The sequence below is a fragment of the Streptomyces sp. NPDC091209 genome (assembly GCF_044757755.1).
Lineage (GTDB): Bacteria > Actinomycetota > Actinomycetes > Streptomycetales > Streptomycetaceae > Streptomyces.
Window position 1 is genome coordinate 436,078 of sequence record NZ_JBIVVR010000002.1, and the last position, 15,440, is coordinate 451,517.

Annotated in this window: 15 protein-coding genes; 7 read left to right on the plus strand and 8 right to left on the minus strand. The window is 67.7% G+C overall.

Annotated features, from left to right (window positions below; genetic code table 11):
• Positions 1 to 88 precede the first annotated feature (88 nt).
• From ACIQRL_RS08940 to ACIQRL_RS08965, 6 genes are all read left to right on the plus strand, one after another.
• The gene (locus ACIQRL_RS08940; protein ID WP_401329010.1) at positions 89 to 1,630 is read left to right on the plus strand and encodes a Stp1/IreP family PP2C-type Ser/Thr phosphatase; all 1,542 of its coding nucleotides are present in this window, start codon (positions 89 to 91) and stop codon (positions 1,628 to 1,630) included.
• Positions 1,631 to 1,656: 26 nt separating this feature from the next.
• On the plus strand, positions 1,657 to 3,093 hold the full coding sequence (locus ACIQRL_RS08945; RefSeq protein ID WP_401329012.1) for an FtsW/RodA/SpoVE family cell cycle protein: 1,437 nt from the start codon (positions 1,657 to 1,659) through the stop codon (positions 3,091 to 3,093).
• Positions 3,090 to 4,571 carry a penicillin-binding transpeptidase domain-containing protein gene (locus ACIQRL_RS08950; protein WP_401329015.1) on the plus strand — a complete coding sequence of 494 codons (1,482 nt, stop codon included), beginning with the start codon at positions 3,090 to 3,092 and terminating at the stop codon, positions 4,569 to 4,571. The genes ACIQRL_RS08945 and ACIQRL_RS08950 overlap by 4 nt, the downstream gene beginning before the upstream one ends.
• A gap of 170 nt (positions 4,572 to 4,741) precedes the next feature.
• A complete protein-coding gene (pknB, locus tag ACIQRL_RS08955) occupies positions 4,742 to 6,736 on the plus strand; it encodes a Stk1 family PASTA domain-containing Ser/Thr kinase (RefSeq protein ID WP_401329018.1) in 1,995 nt (664 codons plus the stop codon).
• Positions 6,737 to 6,956: 220 nt separating this feature from the next.
• Positions 6,957 to 7,628 carry a restriction endonuclease gene (locus ACIQRL_RS08960; protein WP_401329021.1) on the plus strand — a complete coding sequence of 224 codons (672 nt, stop codon included), beginning with the start codon at positions 6,957 to 6,959 and terminating at the stop codon, positions 7,626 to 7,628.
• Entirely contained in the window at positions 7,607 to 7,990 is a 384-nt protein-coding gene (locus tag ACIQRL_RS08965; RefSeq protein ID WP_401329024.1) for a restriction endonuclease, read from the plus strand. Before ACIQRL_RS08960 ends, ACIQRL_RS08965 begins: the two co-directional genes overlap by 22 nt.
• 120 nt (positions 7,991 to 8,110) lie before the next feature.
• Here ACIQRL_RS08965 and ACIQRL_RS08970 read toward each other — a convergent pair whose 3' ends face one another.
• From ACIQRL_RS08970 to ACIQRL_RS08995, 6 genes are all read right to left on the minus strand, one after another.
• Entirely contained in the window at positions 8,111 to 8,872 is a 762-nt protein-coding gene (locus ACIQRL_RS08970; protein WP_401329027.1) for a class E sortase, read from the minus strand.
• Between the two features lie 95 nt (positions 8,873 to 8,967).
• Complete coding sequence (locus tag ACIQRL_RS08975) at positions 8,968 to 10,404, minus strand: class E sortase (protein ID WP_401329030.1); 1,437 nt, start codon at positions 10,402 to 10,404, stop codon at positions 8,968 to 8,970.
• Entirely contained in the window at positions 10,401 to 11,039 is a 639-nt protein-coding gene (locus ACIQRL_RS08980) for an aminodeoxychorismate/anthranilate synthase component II (RefSeq protein ID WP_261703708.1), read from the minus strand. Before ACIQRL_RS08980 ends, ACIQRL_RS08975 begins: the two co-directional genes overlap by 4 nt.
• Positions 11,036 to 11,197: a hypothetical protein gene (locus ACIQRL_RS08985; protein WP_328554516.1), complete on the minus strand. Its 162-nt coding sequence runs from the start codon at positions 11,195 to 11,197 to the stop codon at positions 11,036 to 11,038. The genes ACIQRL_RS08980 and ACIQRL_RS08985 overlap by 4 nt, the downstream gene beginning before the upstream one ends.
• A gap of 31 nt (positions 11,198 to 11,228) precedes the next feature.
• Positions 11,229 to 11,999 carry a class E sortase gene (locus ACIQRL_RS08990; RefSeq protein WP_401329034.1) on the minus strand — a complete coding sequence of 257 codons (771 nt, stop codon included), beginning with the start codon at positions 11,997 to 11,999 and terminating at the stop codon, positions 11,229 to 11,231.
• 68 nt (positions 12,000 to 12,067) lie between these two features.
• Positions 12,068 to 12,847 (minus strand): DUF881 domain-containing protein, encoded by a 780-nt coding sequence (locus ACIQRL_RS08995; protein ID WP_401329037.1) that lies wholly within the window; start codon positions 12,845 to 12,847, stop codon positions 12,068 to 12,070.
• 142 nt (positions 12,848 to 12,989) lie between these two features.
• Here ACIQRL_RS08995 and crgA point away from each other — a divergent pair, with 142 nt between their 5' ends.
• Entirely contained in the window at positions 12,990 to 13,244 is a 255-nt protein-coding gene (gene crgA, locus ACIQRL_RS09000; protein WP_355851582.1) for a cell division protein CrgA, read from the plus strand.
• Between the two features lie 290 nt (positions 13,245 to 13,534).
• Here the strand turns inward: crgA and ACIQRL_RS09005 are convergent, their stop codons facing one another.
• Entirely contained in the window at positions 13,535 to 14,440 is a 906-nt protein-coding gene (locus ACIQRL_RS09005; RefSeq protein ID WP_401329039.1) for a rhomboid family intramembrane serine protease, read from the minus strand.
• A gap of 151 nt (positions 14,441 to 14,591) precedes the next feature.
• Entirely contained in the window at positions 14,592 to 15,125 is a 534-nt protein-coding gene (locus tag ACIQRL_RS09010; RefSeq protein ID WP_401329042.1) for a peptidylprolyl isomerase, read from the minus strand.
• Between the last annotated feature and the right edge of the window lie 315 nt (positions 15,126 to 15,440).

The window sequence follows — 15,440 nt, forward strand, 5'->3', positions numbered from 1 at the left end:
CGGCGGTCCACACAAGGGACCCCGGCGCGCTCCCGACCGGAGGGTGGGCACCGTGCGGATGTACCCGGAGCCGACGGGCGAGGTGCGCATGAGTCTGTCACTGCGCTTTGCCGCCGGATCGCACAAAGGCATGATCCGCGAGGGCAACGAGGACTCCGGCTACGCCGGTCCCCGTCTCCTCGCGATCGCCGACGGGATGGGCGGCCAGGCCGCCGGTGAGGTCGCCAGCTCCGAGGTGATCTCCACCATCGTCGCGCTCGACGACGACGTACCCGGATCCGACATCCTCACCTCGCTCGGCACCGCGGTGCAGCGCGCCAACGACCAGCTCCGGCTGATGGTCGAGGAGGACCCGCAGCTCGAGGGCATGGGCACCACGCTCACCGCCCTGCTGTGGACCGGCCAGCGCCTCGGCCTCGTCCACGTCGGCGACTCCCGCGCCTATCTGCTGCGGGACGGTGTCCTCACGCAGATCACGCAGGACCACACCTGGGTGCAGCGCCTCGTCGACGAGGGGCGCATCACCGAGGAGGAAGCCACCACCCACCCGCAGCGCTCCCTGCTGATGCGCGCGCTGGGCAGCGGCGACCATGTCGAGCCGGACCTCTCCATCCGCGAAGTCCGTGCCGGCGACCGCTACTTGATCTGCTCCGACGGCCTCAGCGGCGTCGTCTCCCACCAGACGATGGAAGACACCCTCGCCAGCTACCAGGGCCCGCAGGAGACCGTGCAGGAGCTCATCCAGCTCGCCCTGCGCGGAGGCGGCCCGGACAACATCACCGTCATCGTGGCCGACGTCCTCGACATCGACTCCGGCGACACCCTCGCCGCACAGCTCTCCGACACCCCGGTCGTGGTCGGCGCCGTCGCCGAGAACCAGCACCAACTGCACGACAACGGCGCCATGCAGACCCCCGCCGGCCGCGCCTCGGGCCTCGGCCGGCCCGTGCCCGGACAGGGCGGCGGCGGCGAGTTCGGCCCGCCCGGCAGCGGCGACACCACCGGCTACGTCTCCACGGGCGGCTTCGGCGACTACACCGACGAGGACTTCATCAAGCCGCGCACCGGACGCAGGTGGCTGAAGAGATCCTTCTACGTCGTCCTGACGCTCGCCGTCATCGGCGGCGGCCTGTACGGCGGCTACCGCTGGACGCAGACGCAGTACTACGTCGGCGCCCAGAACGAGCACGTCGCGCTGTACCGCGGCATCAGCCAGGACCTGGCCTGGGTCTCGCTCTCGAAGGTGGAGAAGGATCACCCCGAGATCGAACTCAAGTACCTGCCGCCGTACCAGCAGAAGCAGGTCAAGGCGACCATCGCCGAAGGCGGCCTCTCCGACGCGCAGTCGAAGATCGACGAACTGGCCGTGCAGGCCTCCGCCTGCCGCAAAGACGCACTGCGTCGCTCCGCCGAGAGCCAGAACAACGCGACGACCGGTCAGGGCAAGGCAGGTGGGACCACGGGAACCACAAAGACCTCTCTGACGTCCAAGGCCACGTCCACCCCGAGCCCGACCCCGTCGAGCCCGGCACCTTCGTCCTCCCAGTCCACGACCGCACCCACTCCCACACCCGGCCCCAGCCTCTCCACCGAGGAGCAGAAGCTGGTCTCGCTGTGCGGTAAGCAGTAAGAAGCCGTGAGGGGCCCTGTCACACCATGAGCAGCAGTACGAACACGCCGACGCACCACACATCGACCATCGGTTCGATCGGCACACCGAGCCGACGCAACACCGAACTGGCGTTGCTGGTGTTCGCCGTCGTCATCCCGGTGTTCGCCTACGCCAACGTGGGCCTCGCCATCGACGGCAAGGTGCCCGCCGGCCTCCTGAGCTACGGCCTGGGCCTCGGCCTGCTGGCCGGCGTGGCCCACATCGTCGTACGGAAGTTCGCCCCGTACGCGGACCCGTTGCTGCTGCCGCTGGCCACGCTGCTGAACGGCCTGGGGCTGGTGATGATCTGGCGCCTCGACCAGTCCAAGCTGCTGCAGTCGATCCAGCAGGCCGGCACCGCCGCACCCCGCCAGCTCATGTACACCGCGCTGGGCATCGCCCTGTTCGTCGCCGTGCTGATCTTCCTGAAGGACCACCGCGTCCTGCAGCGCTACACCTACATCTCCATGGTCGGCGCCCTGGTGCTGCTGCTCCTGCCGCTGGTCCCCGGCCTCGGCGCCAACATCTACGGCGCCAAGATCTGGATCCACGTCGGCAGCTTCTCCATCCAGCCCGGTGAGTTCGCCAAGATCGTCCTGGCGATCTTCTTCGCGGGCTACCTCATGGTCAAGCGGGACGCGCTGGCCCTCGCCAGCCGCCGCTTCATGGGTCTGTACCTGCCCCGCGGCCGCGACCTCGGCCCGATCCTCGTGGTCTGGTTCATCTCGATCCTGATCCTCGTGTTCGAGACCGACCTCGGTACGTCGCTGCTGTTCTTCGGAATGTTCATCATCATGCTGTACGTCGCCACCGAGCGCACCAGCTGGATCGTCTTCGGTCTGCTGATGTCCGCGGCCGGCGCGGTCGGTGTGGCGACCTTCGAGACGCACGTCCAGCAGCGCGTCCAGGCCTGGCTCGACCCCATGCACGAGTTCATGCTGAGCCGGCAGAACGTCGGCGGCCACACCGAGCAGTCCATGCAGGCGCTCTGGGCCTTCGGCTCCGGCGGCACGCTCGGCACCGGATGGGGACAGGGCCACTCCGAACTCATCCGGTTCGCCGCCAACTCCGACTTCATCCTCGCCAGCTTCGGCGAGGAACTGGGCCTGGCGGGCATCATGGCGATCCTGGTGCTCTACGGCCTGATCGTCGAGCGGGGCATCCGCACCGCCCTCGCGGCCCGCGACCCGTTCGGCAAGCTCCTCGCCGTGGGCCTCTCCGGAGGCTTCGCGCTCCAGGTCTTCGTCGTCGCCGGCGGCGTCATGGGCCTGATCCCGCTGACCGGTATGACCATGCCGTTCGTGGCCTACGGAGGCTCCTCCGTCATCGCCAACTGGGCACTGATGGGCCTCCTGATCAGGATCAGCGACACCGCCCGCCGCCCGGCGCCCGCACCCGCCCCCAGCCCCGACGCCGAGATGACCCAGGTGGTCCGCCCGTGAACAAGCCCCTGCGCCGGATCGCGATCTTCTGCGGACTGCTCGTCCTCGCCCTCCTGCTCCGCGACAACTACGTCCAGTACGTCCAGGCGGACGGCCTGCGGACCGACTCGAACAACCGCCGCGTCGCCATCGAGCGCTACGCCACCCCGCGCGGCGACATCATCGTCGACGGCAACCCCGTCACCGGGGCCACCAAGTCGAAGAAGAACGGCATCAACGACTTCGAGTACAAGCGCACCTACAAGGACGGCCCCATGTGGGCGCCGGTCACCGGGTACGCCTCGCAGGCCTTCGACGCCTCCCAGCTGGAGAAGCTCGACGACGGCATCCTCACCGGCAACGACGACCGGCTCTTCTTCCGCAACACCCTCGACATGGTCACGGGCAAGAAGAAGCAGGGCGGCAACGTCGTCACCACCCTCAACGGCGCCGCTCAGAAGGCCGCGTACGAGGGCCTGCTGAGCCGGGGCAAGGGCGCCGTCGCCGCGATCAACCCGCAGACCGGCGCGATCCTGGCACTGGCCTCGACCCCCTCCTACGACCCCTCGGCCTTCGCCGGGACCTCCGGGAGCGACGAGAAGGCCTGGAACAAGCTCCAGAAGAAGAACGACCCCGACGACCCGATGCTCAACCGGGCGCTGCGCGAGACCTACCCGCCGGGCTCCACCTTCAAGGTGGTCACCGCGGCGGCCGCACTGGAGAACGGCCTCTACACGTCCGCGGACCAGCACACCGACTCTCCGCTGCCGTACATCCTCCCGGGCACCACGACCGAGCTGAAGAACGAGGGGAACATCCCCTGCAAGAACGCGAGCATGCGGATCGCACTCCGCTTCTCGTGCAACACCGTCTTCGGCAAGATCGGCGCCGACCTCCGCAAGGAGAAGATGCTGGCCGAGGCCGAGAAGTTCGGCTTCAACTCCGAGCAGCTCACACCGGTGCGCTCCAACGCCTCCGTCTTCCCCAAGACGATGGACCGGCCGCAGACCGCGCTCAGCTCCATCGGCCAGTTCGAGACCGCGGCGACCCCGCTGCAGATGGCCATGGTGGCCTCCGCCGTCGCCGACAACGGCACGCTCATGAAGCCGTACATGGTCGACAAGCTGCAGGCGCCCAACCTGGACGTCATCTCGCAGACCGAACCGCAGAAGCTCAGCCAGCCGCTCTCCGAGGCCAACGCCCAGATCCTGCAGTCGATGATGGAGACGGTCGTCAAGGAGGGCACGGGCACGAAGGCCCAGATCTCCGGTGTCACCGTGGGCGGCAAGACCGGTACCGCCCAGCACGGTGTCGCCAACAGCGAGAAGCCGTACGCGTGGTTCATCTCGTACGCCAAGCTCCCCGACGGCAGCTCGCCGGTCGCCGTGGCCGTGGTCGTCGAGGACGGCAGCGCCAACCGCGACGACATCACGGGCGGCGGTCTCGCCGCCCCCATCGCGAGGGACGTGATGAAGGCGGTCATCGACAGCAGGAAGTGACCCCGCTCACGTCTCCATCACATCGGTGCACGTTGCGATACCGGTCCTGTCACAGGTGATGGTCTTGGCCAGGTCACACAAGGCGATCCGGGTACCGTATGCCCGGACAGCACACCGCCGGACCACACAAAGGTGCGGTCGGGACCGACGGAGAGGGCTGGTAGGTAGCTATGGAAGAGCCGCGTCGCCTCGGCGGCCGGTACGAGCTGAGCCACGTGCTCGGCCGTGGTGGCATGGCAGAGGTCTACCTCGCACATGACACCAGGCTCGGGCGCACGGTGGCGGTGAAGACGCTGCGAGCTGACCTCGCACGTGACCCGTCGTTCCAGGCTCGGTTCCGCCGGGAGGCCCAGTCGGCCGCCTCGCTCAACCATCCCGCGATCGTCGCCGTCTACGACACGGGTGAGGACTACATCGACAACACCTCCATCCCGTACATCGTGATGGAGTACGTCGACGGGTCCACGCTGCGCGAGTTGCTGCACTCGGGCCGCAGACTGCTCCCCGAGCGGTCCATGGAGATGACCATCGGCATCCTCCAGGCCCTGGAGTACTCGCACCGCGCCGGCATCGTCCACCGCGACATCAAGCCGGCGAACGTCATGCTGACGCGCAACGGCCAGGTCAAGGTCATGGACTTCGGCATCGCCCGCGCCATGGGCGACTCCGGCATGACCATGACGCAGACGGCCGCGGTCATCGGCACGGCGCAGTACCTCTCGCCGGAGCAGGCCAAGGGCGAGCAGGTCGACGCCCGCTCGGACCTCTACTCCACCGGCTGCCTGCTGTACGAGCTGCTGACGGTGCGCCCGCCCTTCGTGGGCGACTCCCCGGTCGCCGTCGCGTACCAGCACGTGCGCGAGGAGCCCCAGCCCCCGTCGGTCTTCGACCCCGAGATCACGCCCGAGATGGACGCGATCGTGCTGCGGGCCCTCGTCAAGGACCCGGACTACCGGTACCAGTCCGCCGACGAGATGCGCGCCGACATCGAGGCCTGCCTCGACGGCCAGCCCGTCGCGGCCAGCGCCGCCATGGGCTCGGTCGGCTACGGCTACGGCGACGACCAGCCGACGACGGCCCTGCGCTCCTCGGACGCCCAGGCCACGTCGATGCTGCCGCCCATGAACCCGGACGACGGCGGCTACGGCTACGACGACCGCCCGGACCGCCGCCGTCAGAAGAAGAACGGCGGCAACAACACCTCGACGATCCTCCTGGTCGTCGCGGGCGTTCTGGTGCTGATCGGCGCGATCCTGATCGGAAAGTACGCCTTCTCGGGCAAGGGAACGGGCAACGACTCGTTCGAGGTGCCCAACTTCGTGAGCCAGACGCTGCCGGACGCCAAGAAGATGGCGGACAACCGCGAGCTGAAGCTCTCCCCGACCCGCAAACCGTGCGACAACGAGCCCAAGGGCAACATCTGCTCGCAGGACCCGGCGGTCGGCTCGACGGTGAAGAAGGGCGACACGATCAGTGTGGTCGTGTCGACCGGAGCGCCGAAGGTGGCGGTGCCGAACGTCACGGGCAAGACCCTGGACGAGGCCAAGCAGATCCTCGGAGACGACAAGTACGGGTTCACCATCAAGACGAAGTCCGAGGACTCCACGGAGACCCCGAACACCGTTCTGGACCAGAACCCGAAGCTCGGTGAAGAGGTGGAGAAGGGGTCGGTCATCACCCTGACCATCGCCAAGGAGAAGAAGCAGTCGGTCGTCCCGGACGTCGCCGGCAAGAGCTGCGACGAGGCCAAGACACAGATGACGGCCAACAACCTCGTCGGCGTGTGCGTCGACACGGACACCGACGACCAGAACCTGGTCGGCAAGGTCATCCAGACGACCCCGACGAACGGCACCCAGGTGGACCCCAACTCCCAGGTGCAGATCCAGATCGGCAAGGCCAAGCAGCAGTCGACCGTGCCGAACGTGGTCGGCCAGACCGTGCAGCAGGCGAAGCAGACTCTGGCGCAGGCCGGCTTCAACAACGTCCAAATCGCCCAGGGCAGCGATGGAAGCGACAACGCGAGGGTGTTCCAGCAGAGCCCGAACGCCAACAGCCCGGTCGACAGCCCGGACAACACGACGGTCGTCCTGACGACGGTCAACCTGGGCAACAACAACGGCGGCAACAACAACGGCGGTGGCGGCTTCATCGGCGGCAACTGAGCCCCACCAAGGACCGTACTCGGGCAACCGACGGAAAGGGCCCCGGCACTCTTGAGTGCCGGGGCCCTTTCCGTCGGCCTGGTGACGTACAAGGCTGCGGCCCACTGGCGACCTGGTGTGCGAAATTCGACCGTTTCTTCATACTTCCCGACTCGTTGACGGGATGGGGCGGAATAGAAGCTCTGCCCCGGCCGAACGGCCACCACGAGAAGGGCAGAACGTGATCAACGAATCAGTGCTGCTGGAATCGGGCAGTCTGCGCAGCAGCGTGCGGAACCGGACGGAAGTCCTCGACAAGGTCAAAGCGCTGTCGCTCCTGCCGGACGGCATGCATGTGACGACGGCGATGGTGGCCGCGTACTTCGAGGTAGGCCTCGAAGCAATCAAGTCCCTCGTGAAAGACCACCGGGCCGAGTTGGAGACCAACGGCTACCGTCTGCTGGCTGGCGATGAACTGAGGTCCTTCAAGGACCTCAGTGGGATCCAGTCACGCACCCGGTCCTTTGCTCTCTTCTCTCGTCGAGCCGTCCTCAACGTCGCCATGCTGCTCCGGGACAGCGAAGTCGCACGTCAAGTGCGTACGTACCTCCTCGACATGGAGTACCTGGCGCGCACGCAGCATCCTGTGGATAACCCTCTCCCCAGGGATACCCGCTCACTCGACGACCGCATCGACCAGCGCATCACCCACATCCTCGGCAAAACCGTTGTCCCGATGTTCAATGCTCTGATCGAGACATCAGGCGAGCACCGCGGCGAACTGATCGCACTGCGAGCAGGGGTCCAAACCGTCGAGCGGCGGCTGCGCCACCATCACGCCCGGTTGCAGCGACTGGAAGGTCCTCGGGAGGACCGACCTCTCGCCGGAGTATGGCGGCCATCGACGCCATGAACGGCCGCGAGTTCGAGGAGTACGTCGCCGAACTGCTGCGCCGCGACGGCTGCTCCGCCGTCGTCGTACGAGGCCGCAACGGGGACCGGGGCGTCGACATCACCGGTCGCACGGCCGACGGGCGAACCCTCGCCGTCCAGTGCAAGAGATTCGCGCCCTACCTCTCCGTCACCAGCCCCGACGTCCAGAAGTTCGTCGGCGCGGCAAAGGTTCTGCACAGCTCGGAGGTGGCCCTCTTCGTTGCGACGTGCCCCTTCACTCGCGACGCCCTGGACGTCGCCACCGACGGCGGCATCCCGGCCGTACACCGAGGTCTGCTGGAGGAGTGGAGCGCAGGAGCGGCACTGGCGGTTCTGGAGTAACCGCACCGCAACGCGGAAAGGCCCGAAGCCGCAAGGATTGGTTGCGGCTTCGGGCCTTCGCCATGCTAGCGCCGTGCCAGGCAACTTTCCCCCGGACGTACCTCGACCGGTCCAGTCGCATCAGCGCAGTTCCTTCGGTGGCGTCCGCGCGCTGTCGACCTTGTCGACACGGACCAGTTCGCCCCACACCACATAGCGGTAGCGGGAGGTGTACACCGGAGTGCAGGTCGTCAGGGTGATGTAGTGGCCGGGCTTCGCCTTGCCCGACTCCTTCGGGACCGTCTGAAGCACCTTGACGTTGTACTTCGAGGTCTCCGGAAGGATGTCGAAGACCTTGTAGACGTACCACTTGTCCCGCGTCTCGAAGACGACCGCGTCGCCCTTGCTGATCTTGTCGATGTTGTGGAACTTGGCGCCGTGGCCGTCCCGGTGGGCGGCGAGCGTGAAGTTGCCGTTCTTGCCGGTCATCGGCAGGGACGCCTTGACGGGGTCCGTGTAGTAGCCGGCGACACCCTCGTTCAGGACCTTCGTCGACGTGCCCTTCTGGACGAGGACCTCGCCGTTCTTCATCGCCGGGACGTGCAGGAAGCCGATGCCGTCCTTGGTGTCCAGGGCGCCCGGACCGCTCGGGGCCTGCGCCCAGTGGTCGCGGACCTTGTCGCCCTGCTTGTGCGCCTGGGCGTCGGCCACGACGTTCGTCCACCACAGCGAGTAGACGACGAACAGGCCGAGCACCAGCCCCACGGTGATGAGGAGTTCACCGAAGACGCTGACCGTCATCGCGAACCATCCGATGCGCCGACGCCCCCCGGCTACGTCACCGGCGGCCGCGTACCCGGCTTCCGATCCGGCGCGTTCGTCGTGGTCGGTCCTCGCTGCCACTGTTCATCTGCCCCGTCTGGTGTGTCTCAGCTTGTCTCACGTGCGCGTGACGCCCGTACGCGTTCATCGGTTCGTGCGTGCGTCGACGGCTGTCCTCAGCCGACCAACGCGTCGGGCTTGCCCTTGCTGCGCGGCCGGTCCTCGACCATCTTGCCCCAGACGATCATCCGGTACTTACTGGTGAACTCCGGTGTGCAGGTGGTGAGTGTGATGTAGCGGCCCGGCGCGGTGAAGGTCGAACCCTTGGGAATCGGGTCGAGCACGCTCGTGTTGCTCGGACTCGTCACCGGAAGGATCGACGTCATCTTGTAGACGTAGTAGTCGTCCTGCGTCTCGACCACGATGTCGTCGCCCGGCTTGAGCCGGTTGATGTAGCGGAACGGTTCGCCGTGGGTGTTGCGGTGACCGGCGAGCGCGAAGTTGCCCGTCTTGGCATCGGGCATCGCCGTCTTGAGGGGTGCCTCGCCGTAGTGGCCGACCATTCCGCGGTCGAGCACGTCCGTCTTGCTGGTGCCCTCGGCGATCGGCGCGACCACGTCCAGCTTCGGAATGTGCAGGATGGCGAAGCCCTGGCCGGGCGAGAACGTCCCCGGATTCCGCTTGCCGTTCGCCCAGTCCTGCTGAAGGTGCTGCGTGGCACTGCCCGCCTGCTCGTGCGCCCGCACGTTCGACCACCACAGCTGGTAGGTCACGAACAGCAGCATCAGCACGCCGGTGGTGATGAACACCTCGCCGACCATCCGGCTCACGAGGACCCCCGCGCCGGGTTTCGACGCCCGTGCCGCCCGCCGGGCGTCCATCCGGCTCCGCGGGGCCCCAGCGGCCTCCTGGGCCGCCTCCTGGGGCTCGTGGGGCTCCTGCTCCCCTCCGTGCCGTCCGTGGCGTCTGGCGGCCTTACGGCGGGCCGCACGGCCTCCGGACGCGGGGACCGCCCCGCCGCCGGCCGCACGCACGCCTCCCCCCGCCCATCCGGGCATGCCGGGAAGGCGCAGGGCGACGGTCTCGTCGTCCAACGGCGGGTGCGGCGCGACCGGCTCCGCCCGGGGAGCGGTCACCGGTCCGCGGTGCTGGACCGCCGCGGGCTCCTGGTACTGCGGGGCGTAGGTCCGCTCGTACGTGTCCGCGTACGACGGTGCCGACGCCGGCCCCAAAGGCATGGCCTGCGTCCGAGCCGCCTGGGCCTGAGCGGCCTGCGCCTCAGCAGCCTGGGCCTGCGCGGCACGCGCTTGAGCGGCCTGCAGTTGAGCGGCCTGTGCGGCCTGCGCCTGGGCGGCCTGCAGTTGAGCGGCCTGCGCGGCCTGCAACTGAGCCGCCTGCGCCTGCTGCTGCGCCGCGTACCAGTCGGGTCCGTACCCTCCCGAGCCGTACGCCTGCTGCTGCGCGCCCTGTGCCGGGCCCTGACCCTGGCCGGGCAGCGGATCCGTCAGAGGGTCCGCGAGCCCTCCGACCGCCGCCTCGAACGCGCCGGCACCCCCGTACGCGGCCTCGCCGCCGTAGGGGGAGCTGTCGCGCTCGGGGCGCAGCGCGGTCACGCCGTGGCCCTGCCCACCACCGGGGCGAGCCCCGCCGACCTCGCCACGGCCACCTTGTCGCCACACTCGAGGAGCCAGTTGGCGAGCATCCGGTGGCCGTGCTCGGTCAGCACCGACTCCGGGTGGAACTGCACACCCTCGACCGGGAGTTCACGGTGTCTGAGGCCCATGATGATTCCGTCGTGCGTACGGGCCGTGACCTCCAGCTCGGCCGGGACCGTCTCCGGCTCGGCCGCGAGCGAGTGGTAGCGGGTCGCGGTGAAGGGCGACGGCAGACCGGCGAAGACCCCCTTGCCCTGGTGCTCCACGAGCGAGGTCTTTCCGTGCAGCAGCTCGGGCGCGCGGTCGACCACACCGCCGTACGCCACCTGCATCGACTGCATCCCGAGGCAGACACCGAAGACGGGCACCCCGGTCGCGGCGCAGTGCCGAACCATGTCGATGCAGACACCGGCCTGTTCCGGAGCGCCGGGCCCCGGGGACAGGAGCACACCGTCGAAGCCGTCCTGGGCGTGCGCGGTCGACACCTCGTCGTTGCGCAGCACCTCGCACTCCGCGCCCAACTGGTACAGGTACTGGACCAGGTTGAAGACGAAGCTGTCGTAGTTGTCCACAACGAGGATGCGCGTGCTCACTGGTTGTCCACCGTCACATCGTTGAAGGGCAGCAGCGGTTCGGCCCAGGGGAAGATGTACTGGAAGAGCACGTAGACCACTGCCAGGACGAGCACGAGTGCGACCAGCGCCTTCACCCATACGCTCCCCGGCAGATGCCGCCAGATCCAGCCGTACATGCCGTCCCTTCCGTCGCCGTACGCCAACAGACTAACGGCGCAGAGCCCCCGGTTTCCCTGCCTCCACAGGCTGTGTGGAATCAAGGTGTGCCCAGACGATCAACCGGTGACTGTGACCCCACTCCGGATCGCACGTGGTCAGCGTGAGATAGCGTCCCGGACGCGTATACCCGGACTTACGTGGCACAGGGTCGATCACCTCAATGTCGGAGGGCACCGTTTTGTAGGGGCCTTTGTCGATCCGATACGTGAACCAGGTCGACCCGTCCGTCAGCACCACCGCGTCACCCCGGCGGAGCTCGGGAAAGTCCTTGAAGGGATCGCCGTACGTACGCCGGTGACCGGCGACCGAGAAGTTGCCCTCCTGGCCGAGCTGGGCGGTGCCCCGGTAGTGGCCGAGCCCGTTCTTCAGGACCTGCGTGGCGGTGCCTTCGAGCACGGGCTTGTTCCACGTGAAACCGAGCCGCGGGATGTACATGACCGCGAACGGGCCGCCGTACTTGTAGGGGCCGGGTGCCTTCGGGCTCTCGCTGGCCGTGCCGCCGGACCCACCCGTGCCGCCCGAAGAGCCCGCGGAACCGGAGGAGCCCGAAGATCCGGAGGACCCCGAAGAGCCCGGCGGCGTCTTCGGTGCCGGGGTCACCGCGCCCTTCGACCACTGCTTCTGGAGCACATCGATCTGGTGGTTCATCGCGCTGTCCGCCTGGACCCCCGTCCAGAACAGCACGTAGACCACGAAGAGCACGATCAGGGTGCCGACGGTGAGGCACAACTCGCTGATCGTCCTGACGACCACTCGCACCGACACAAGGTCCCCCCGGCGACAGCTAGCTCAACAGGCTTCGCCCACTGCTCCGCGAGGTCCGGCACCTACTCCACGGGCTTCGCGTAGTGGAGATCCACTGTGCCCGAGTAGCCGGGAAGAGTCACCGTCCCGTCCTCCTCGACTTTCCAGCCGAGCCCGTAGACGTTGACGTACACCATGTAGTTCTGGATCGCCGGAGAGGCGGCGATCGACTTCTGGAGCTTCTGAGGGTCGCCGATGGCCGTGATCTTGTACGGGGGCGAGTAGACGCGGCCCTGGAGGATCAGGGTGTTGCCGACGCAGCGCACGGCGCTGGTGGAGATCAGCCGCTGGTCCATGACCTTGATGCCCCGGGCTCCGCCCTGCCAGAGGGCGTTCACCACCGCCTGGAGGTCCTGCTGGTGGATGACGAGGTAGTCGGGCTGCGGTTCGGGATAGCCGGGAAGTTTCGCCGTCGCGTTGGGCGGAGCGTCGTTGAGGGTGACCGTGACGGCCGGGCCCTTGAGCTTCTGGGTGCCCGCGTTCTTCTCCAGCGCCGCGAGCCTGGCGTCCCTGGCGCCGCTGCTGCCGTCCTCGCTGCCGGCGAGGGTGTCCACGTCGCGGCGCAGGGCGCCGTTGGACTCGTCCAGCGTCGCGTTCTTGCGGCTGCGCTCCTGGATCAGGTCGGAGAGCTTCAGCATGGACGCGTCCGTACGGATGTTCGTACCCTTGGCCGTATCGAAGCTTGTGAAGAAAATGAGGCCCGCGAGGGCGAAGACGGCCACCGTGAGGACACGTACGGGCCGGAAACGGTGCGTACCGCCAGGACTGGAATCCGTCCCGGGGGAGTCGGCAGAATTGCTCAACGTACCCTTATCTCCTTCGGCGCCGCGGAAGCACTACGCTAACGGACGCCCGGGGGAGCGCTCAGTGTCCCCTTGTACGCTGCCCCGGAGCCCGCCCAAGTTCCCTGCGCGGCCACGCAGCGCATCGACAGGAGAGACCCTCGTGCCGAAGTCACGTATCCGCAAGAAGGCCGACTACACGCCGCCCCCGGCGAAGCAGGCGACCAACATCAAGCTGACCAGCAATACCTGGGTGGCACCGGCCATGCTGGCCATGTTCCTCATCGGTCTCGCCTGGATCGTTGTCTTCTACGTGACGGACGGCTCCCTGCCGATCGACGCGCTCGACAACTGGAACATCGTGGTCGGCTTCGGCTTCATCGCGGCCGGATTCGGCGTCTCCACCCAGTGGAAGTGACCGTCTTCGCCCACATGGAGACGACCGGGGCGGCAGCTCTGCCCACGGCTATCCACTGAGTTATCCACAGCTGTTGTCCACAGGTGGAAAAGAAAGACGATCTGTGGATAACTCATCCGCGGTTGACGCCGATGTGACTGGTCCACCGGTATCCGCAAACCTGTTCGCCCCCTGTCCGACCTGGGAAAACCCGGGTCAGTGACAGGGGGCACAGTTGTTCCCGCACAGCGTGCACAAGATCCGCCACGGTCTGTGGACAACATCACTTCTCAGGTGAGCCGAAGCCCATCTCAGGTGAGCTGAGCGGTTCTGAGCAGCGTAGTGACGACCACCGCGACCAGCATCAGCCCGGCGACCCCGTACTGGACGAGGTTCCTCCGCTCACGCGGGGCGTGGACCATCGCGTAGCCGACGACCACTCCGCCGATCAGACCGCCGATGTGTGCCTGCCAGGCGATGTTGCTCCACCCGAAGGTGAAGATCAGGTTGATCACCAGCAGGGCGATGACCGGGCGCATGTCGTAGTTGAGCCGGCGCATCAGGACCGCGGTGGCGCCGAACAGGCCGAAGATCGCGCCGGAGGCGCCGAGCGACGGCTGGTTGGGGGCGGCGAGCAGATAGGTGAGCGCGCTGCCCGCGAGGCCCGAGACGAAGTAGAGGGTGATGTAGCGGGCGCGGCCGAGGGCCGCCTCCAGAGGGCCGCCGACCCACCACAGGCTGAGCATGTTGAAGATGATGTGCGTGGGGCTGCCGTGCAGGAACATCGACGTCAGCATTCGGTACCACTGGCCTTCGGCCACGCCCTGGACATCGCCGGAGAGCACGGCACGGCCGAAGAGGGTGTAGCTGTTGGTGAAGGCGTCGCCCACCGAGATCTGGATGAGGTAGATCGCCAGGTTGAGGCCGATCAGCACCTTGGTGACGAGCCGGGGGTCCGCCGCGACCGTGCCGCCCGCGAGCGTGCGGGGCCGGCTGGCCGCCGGGGCGTGGCCGGCGTCGGAGCCGCCGCGGACGCAGTCGGGGCACTGGAAGCCGACGGAGGCGCTGACCATGCACTCGGGGCAGATCGGGCGTTCGCAGCGGGTGCAGCGGACGCCGGTCTCGCGGTCCGGGTGCCGGTAGCAGCCGGGCGGGCTCCCGGCGTCCTGCGGTCCCTGGTCCCGCGGGCCCTGCGGGCTGCCGGGCAGCTGGTCCATGGCGTCCCCTCAATCTCCGTGCGGCGGCTCGCACGCGGTCACAACGGGTCCGGGTGCGCAACGCACCGCCCCGTCCATCCTTACGGATGAACGGGGCGTTTGGTTCCCTGCGGGAGCCTTCGGGCTCAAGGGCAGGAAGCCCGGCGGGGACTCAGCGCTCGCGGGTCTCGACGACGACCGACTCGATGACGACGTCGTTGAGCGGACGGTCGGTGCGCGGGTTGGTCTGGGCGCCGACGATGGCGTCCACGACCTTCTGGCTGGCCGCGTCCGTGATCTCGCCGAAGATGGTGTGCTTGCGGGTCAGCCAGGCCGTCGGGGAGACGGTGATGAAGAACTGCGAGCCGTTGGTGGCCGGGCCGGCGTTGGCCATGGCCAGCAGGTAGGGCTTGTCGAAGCGAAGGTCCGGGTGGAACTCGTCCTCGAACTGGTAGCCGGGGCCGCCGGTGCCGTTGCCCAGCGGGTCACCGCCCTGGATCATGAAGCCACTGATCACCCGGTGGAAGACCGTGCCGTCGTACAGCTTGTCCGTGGACTTCACACCCGTCTCCGGGTTGACCCACTCACGCTCACCCGTGGCGAGTTCGACGAAGTTCCGGACCGTTTTGGGCGCGTGGTTCGGCAGGAGCCGGATGTCGATGTCGCCTTGATTGGTCTTCAGGGTGGCGTAAAGCTGCTCGGCCACGATGTGCCTTCCGTTGCCTTCTCTTGACGGCCCGATCCTCGCACGGACCGGGCCGTCAGGCCCCCGACCGCCACCTCCGGACGCACGTACGGACGCCGGGCGGGCAGAAAACCGGTCGAGTCCCGCCGCGACGGGAGCGGGCCGAGGCGATCCGTGGCATTGTCGACGACAAGCTCCCGTTGCCCCGTATTGATCCGCTATCTCACTTGATCGACACCTGACCGGCTCCGTCCCGGGAGTCTCCGGGAGTCGGCACCCGTGACACGGATGCCCGCCCTCACATGCCCCCGACTCCTTGTGCGGGCATGATCCCCA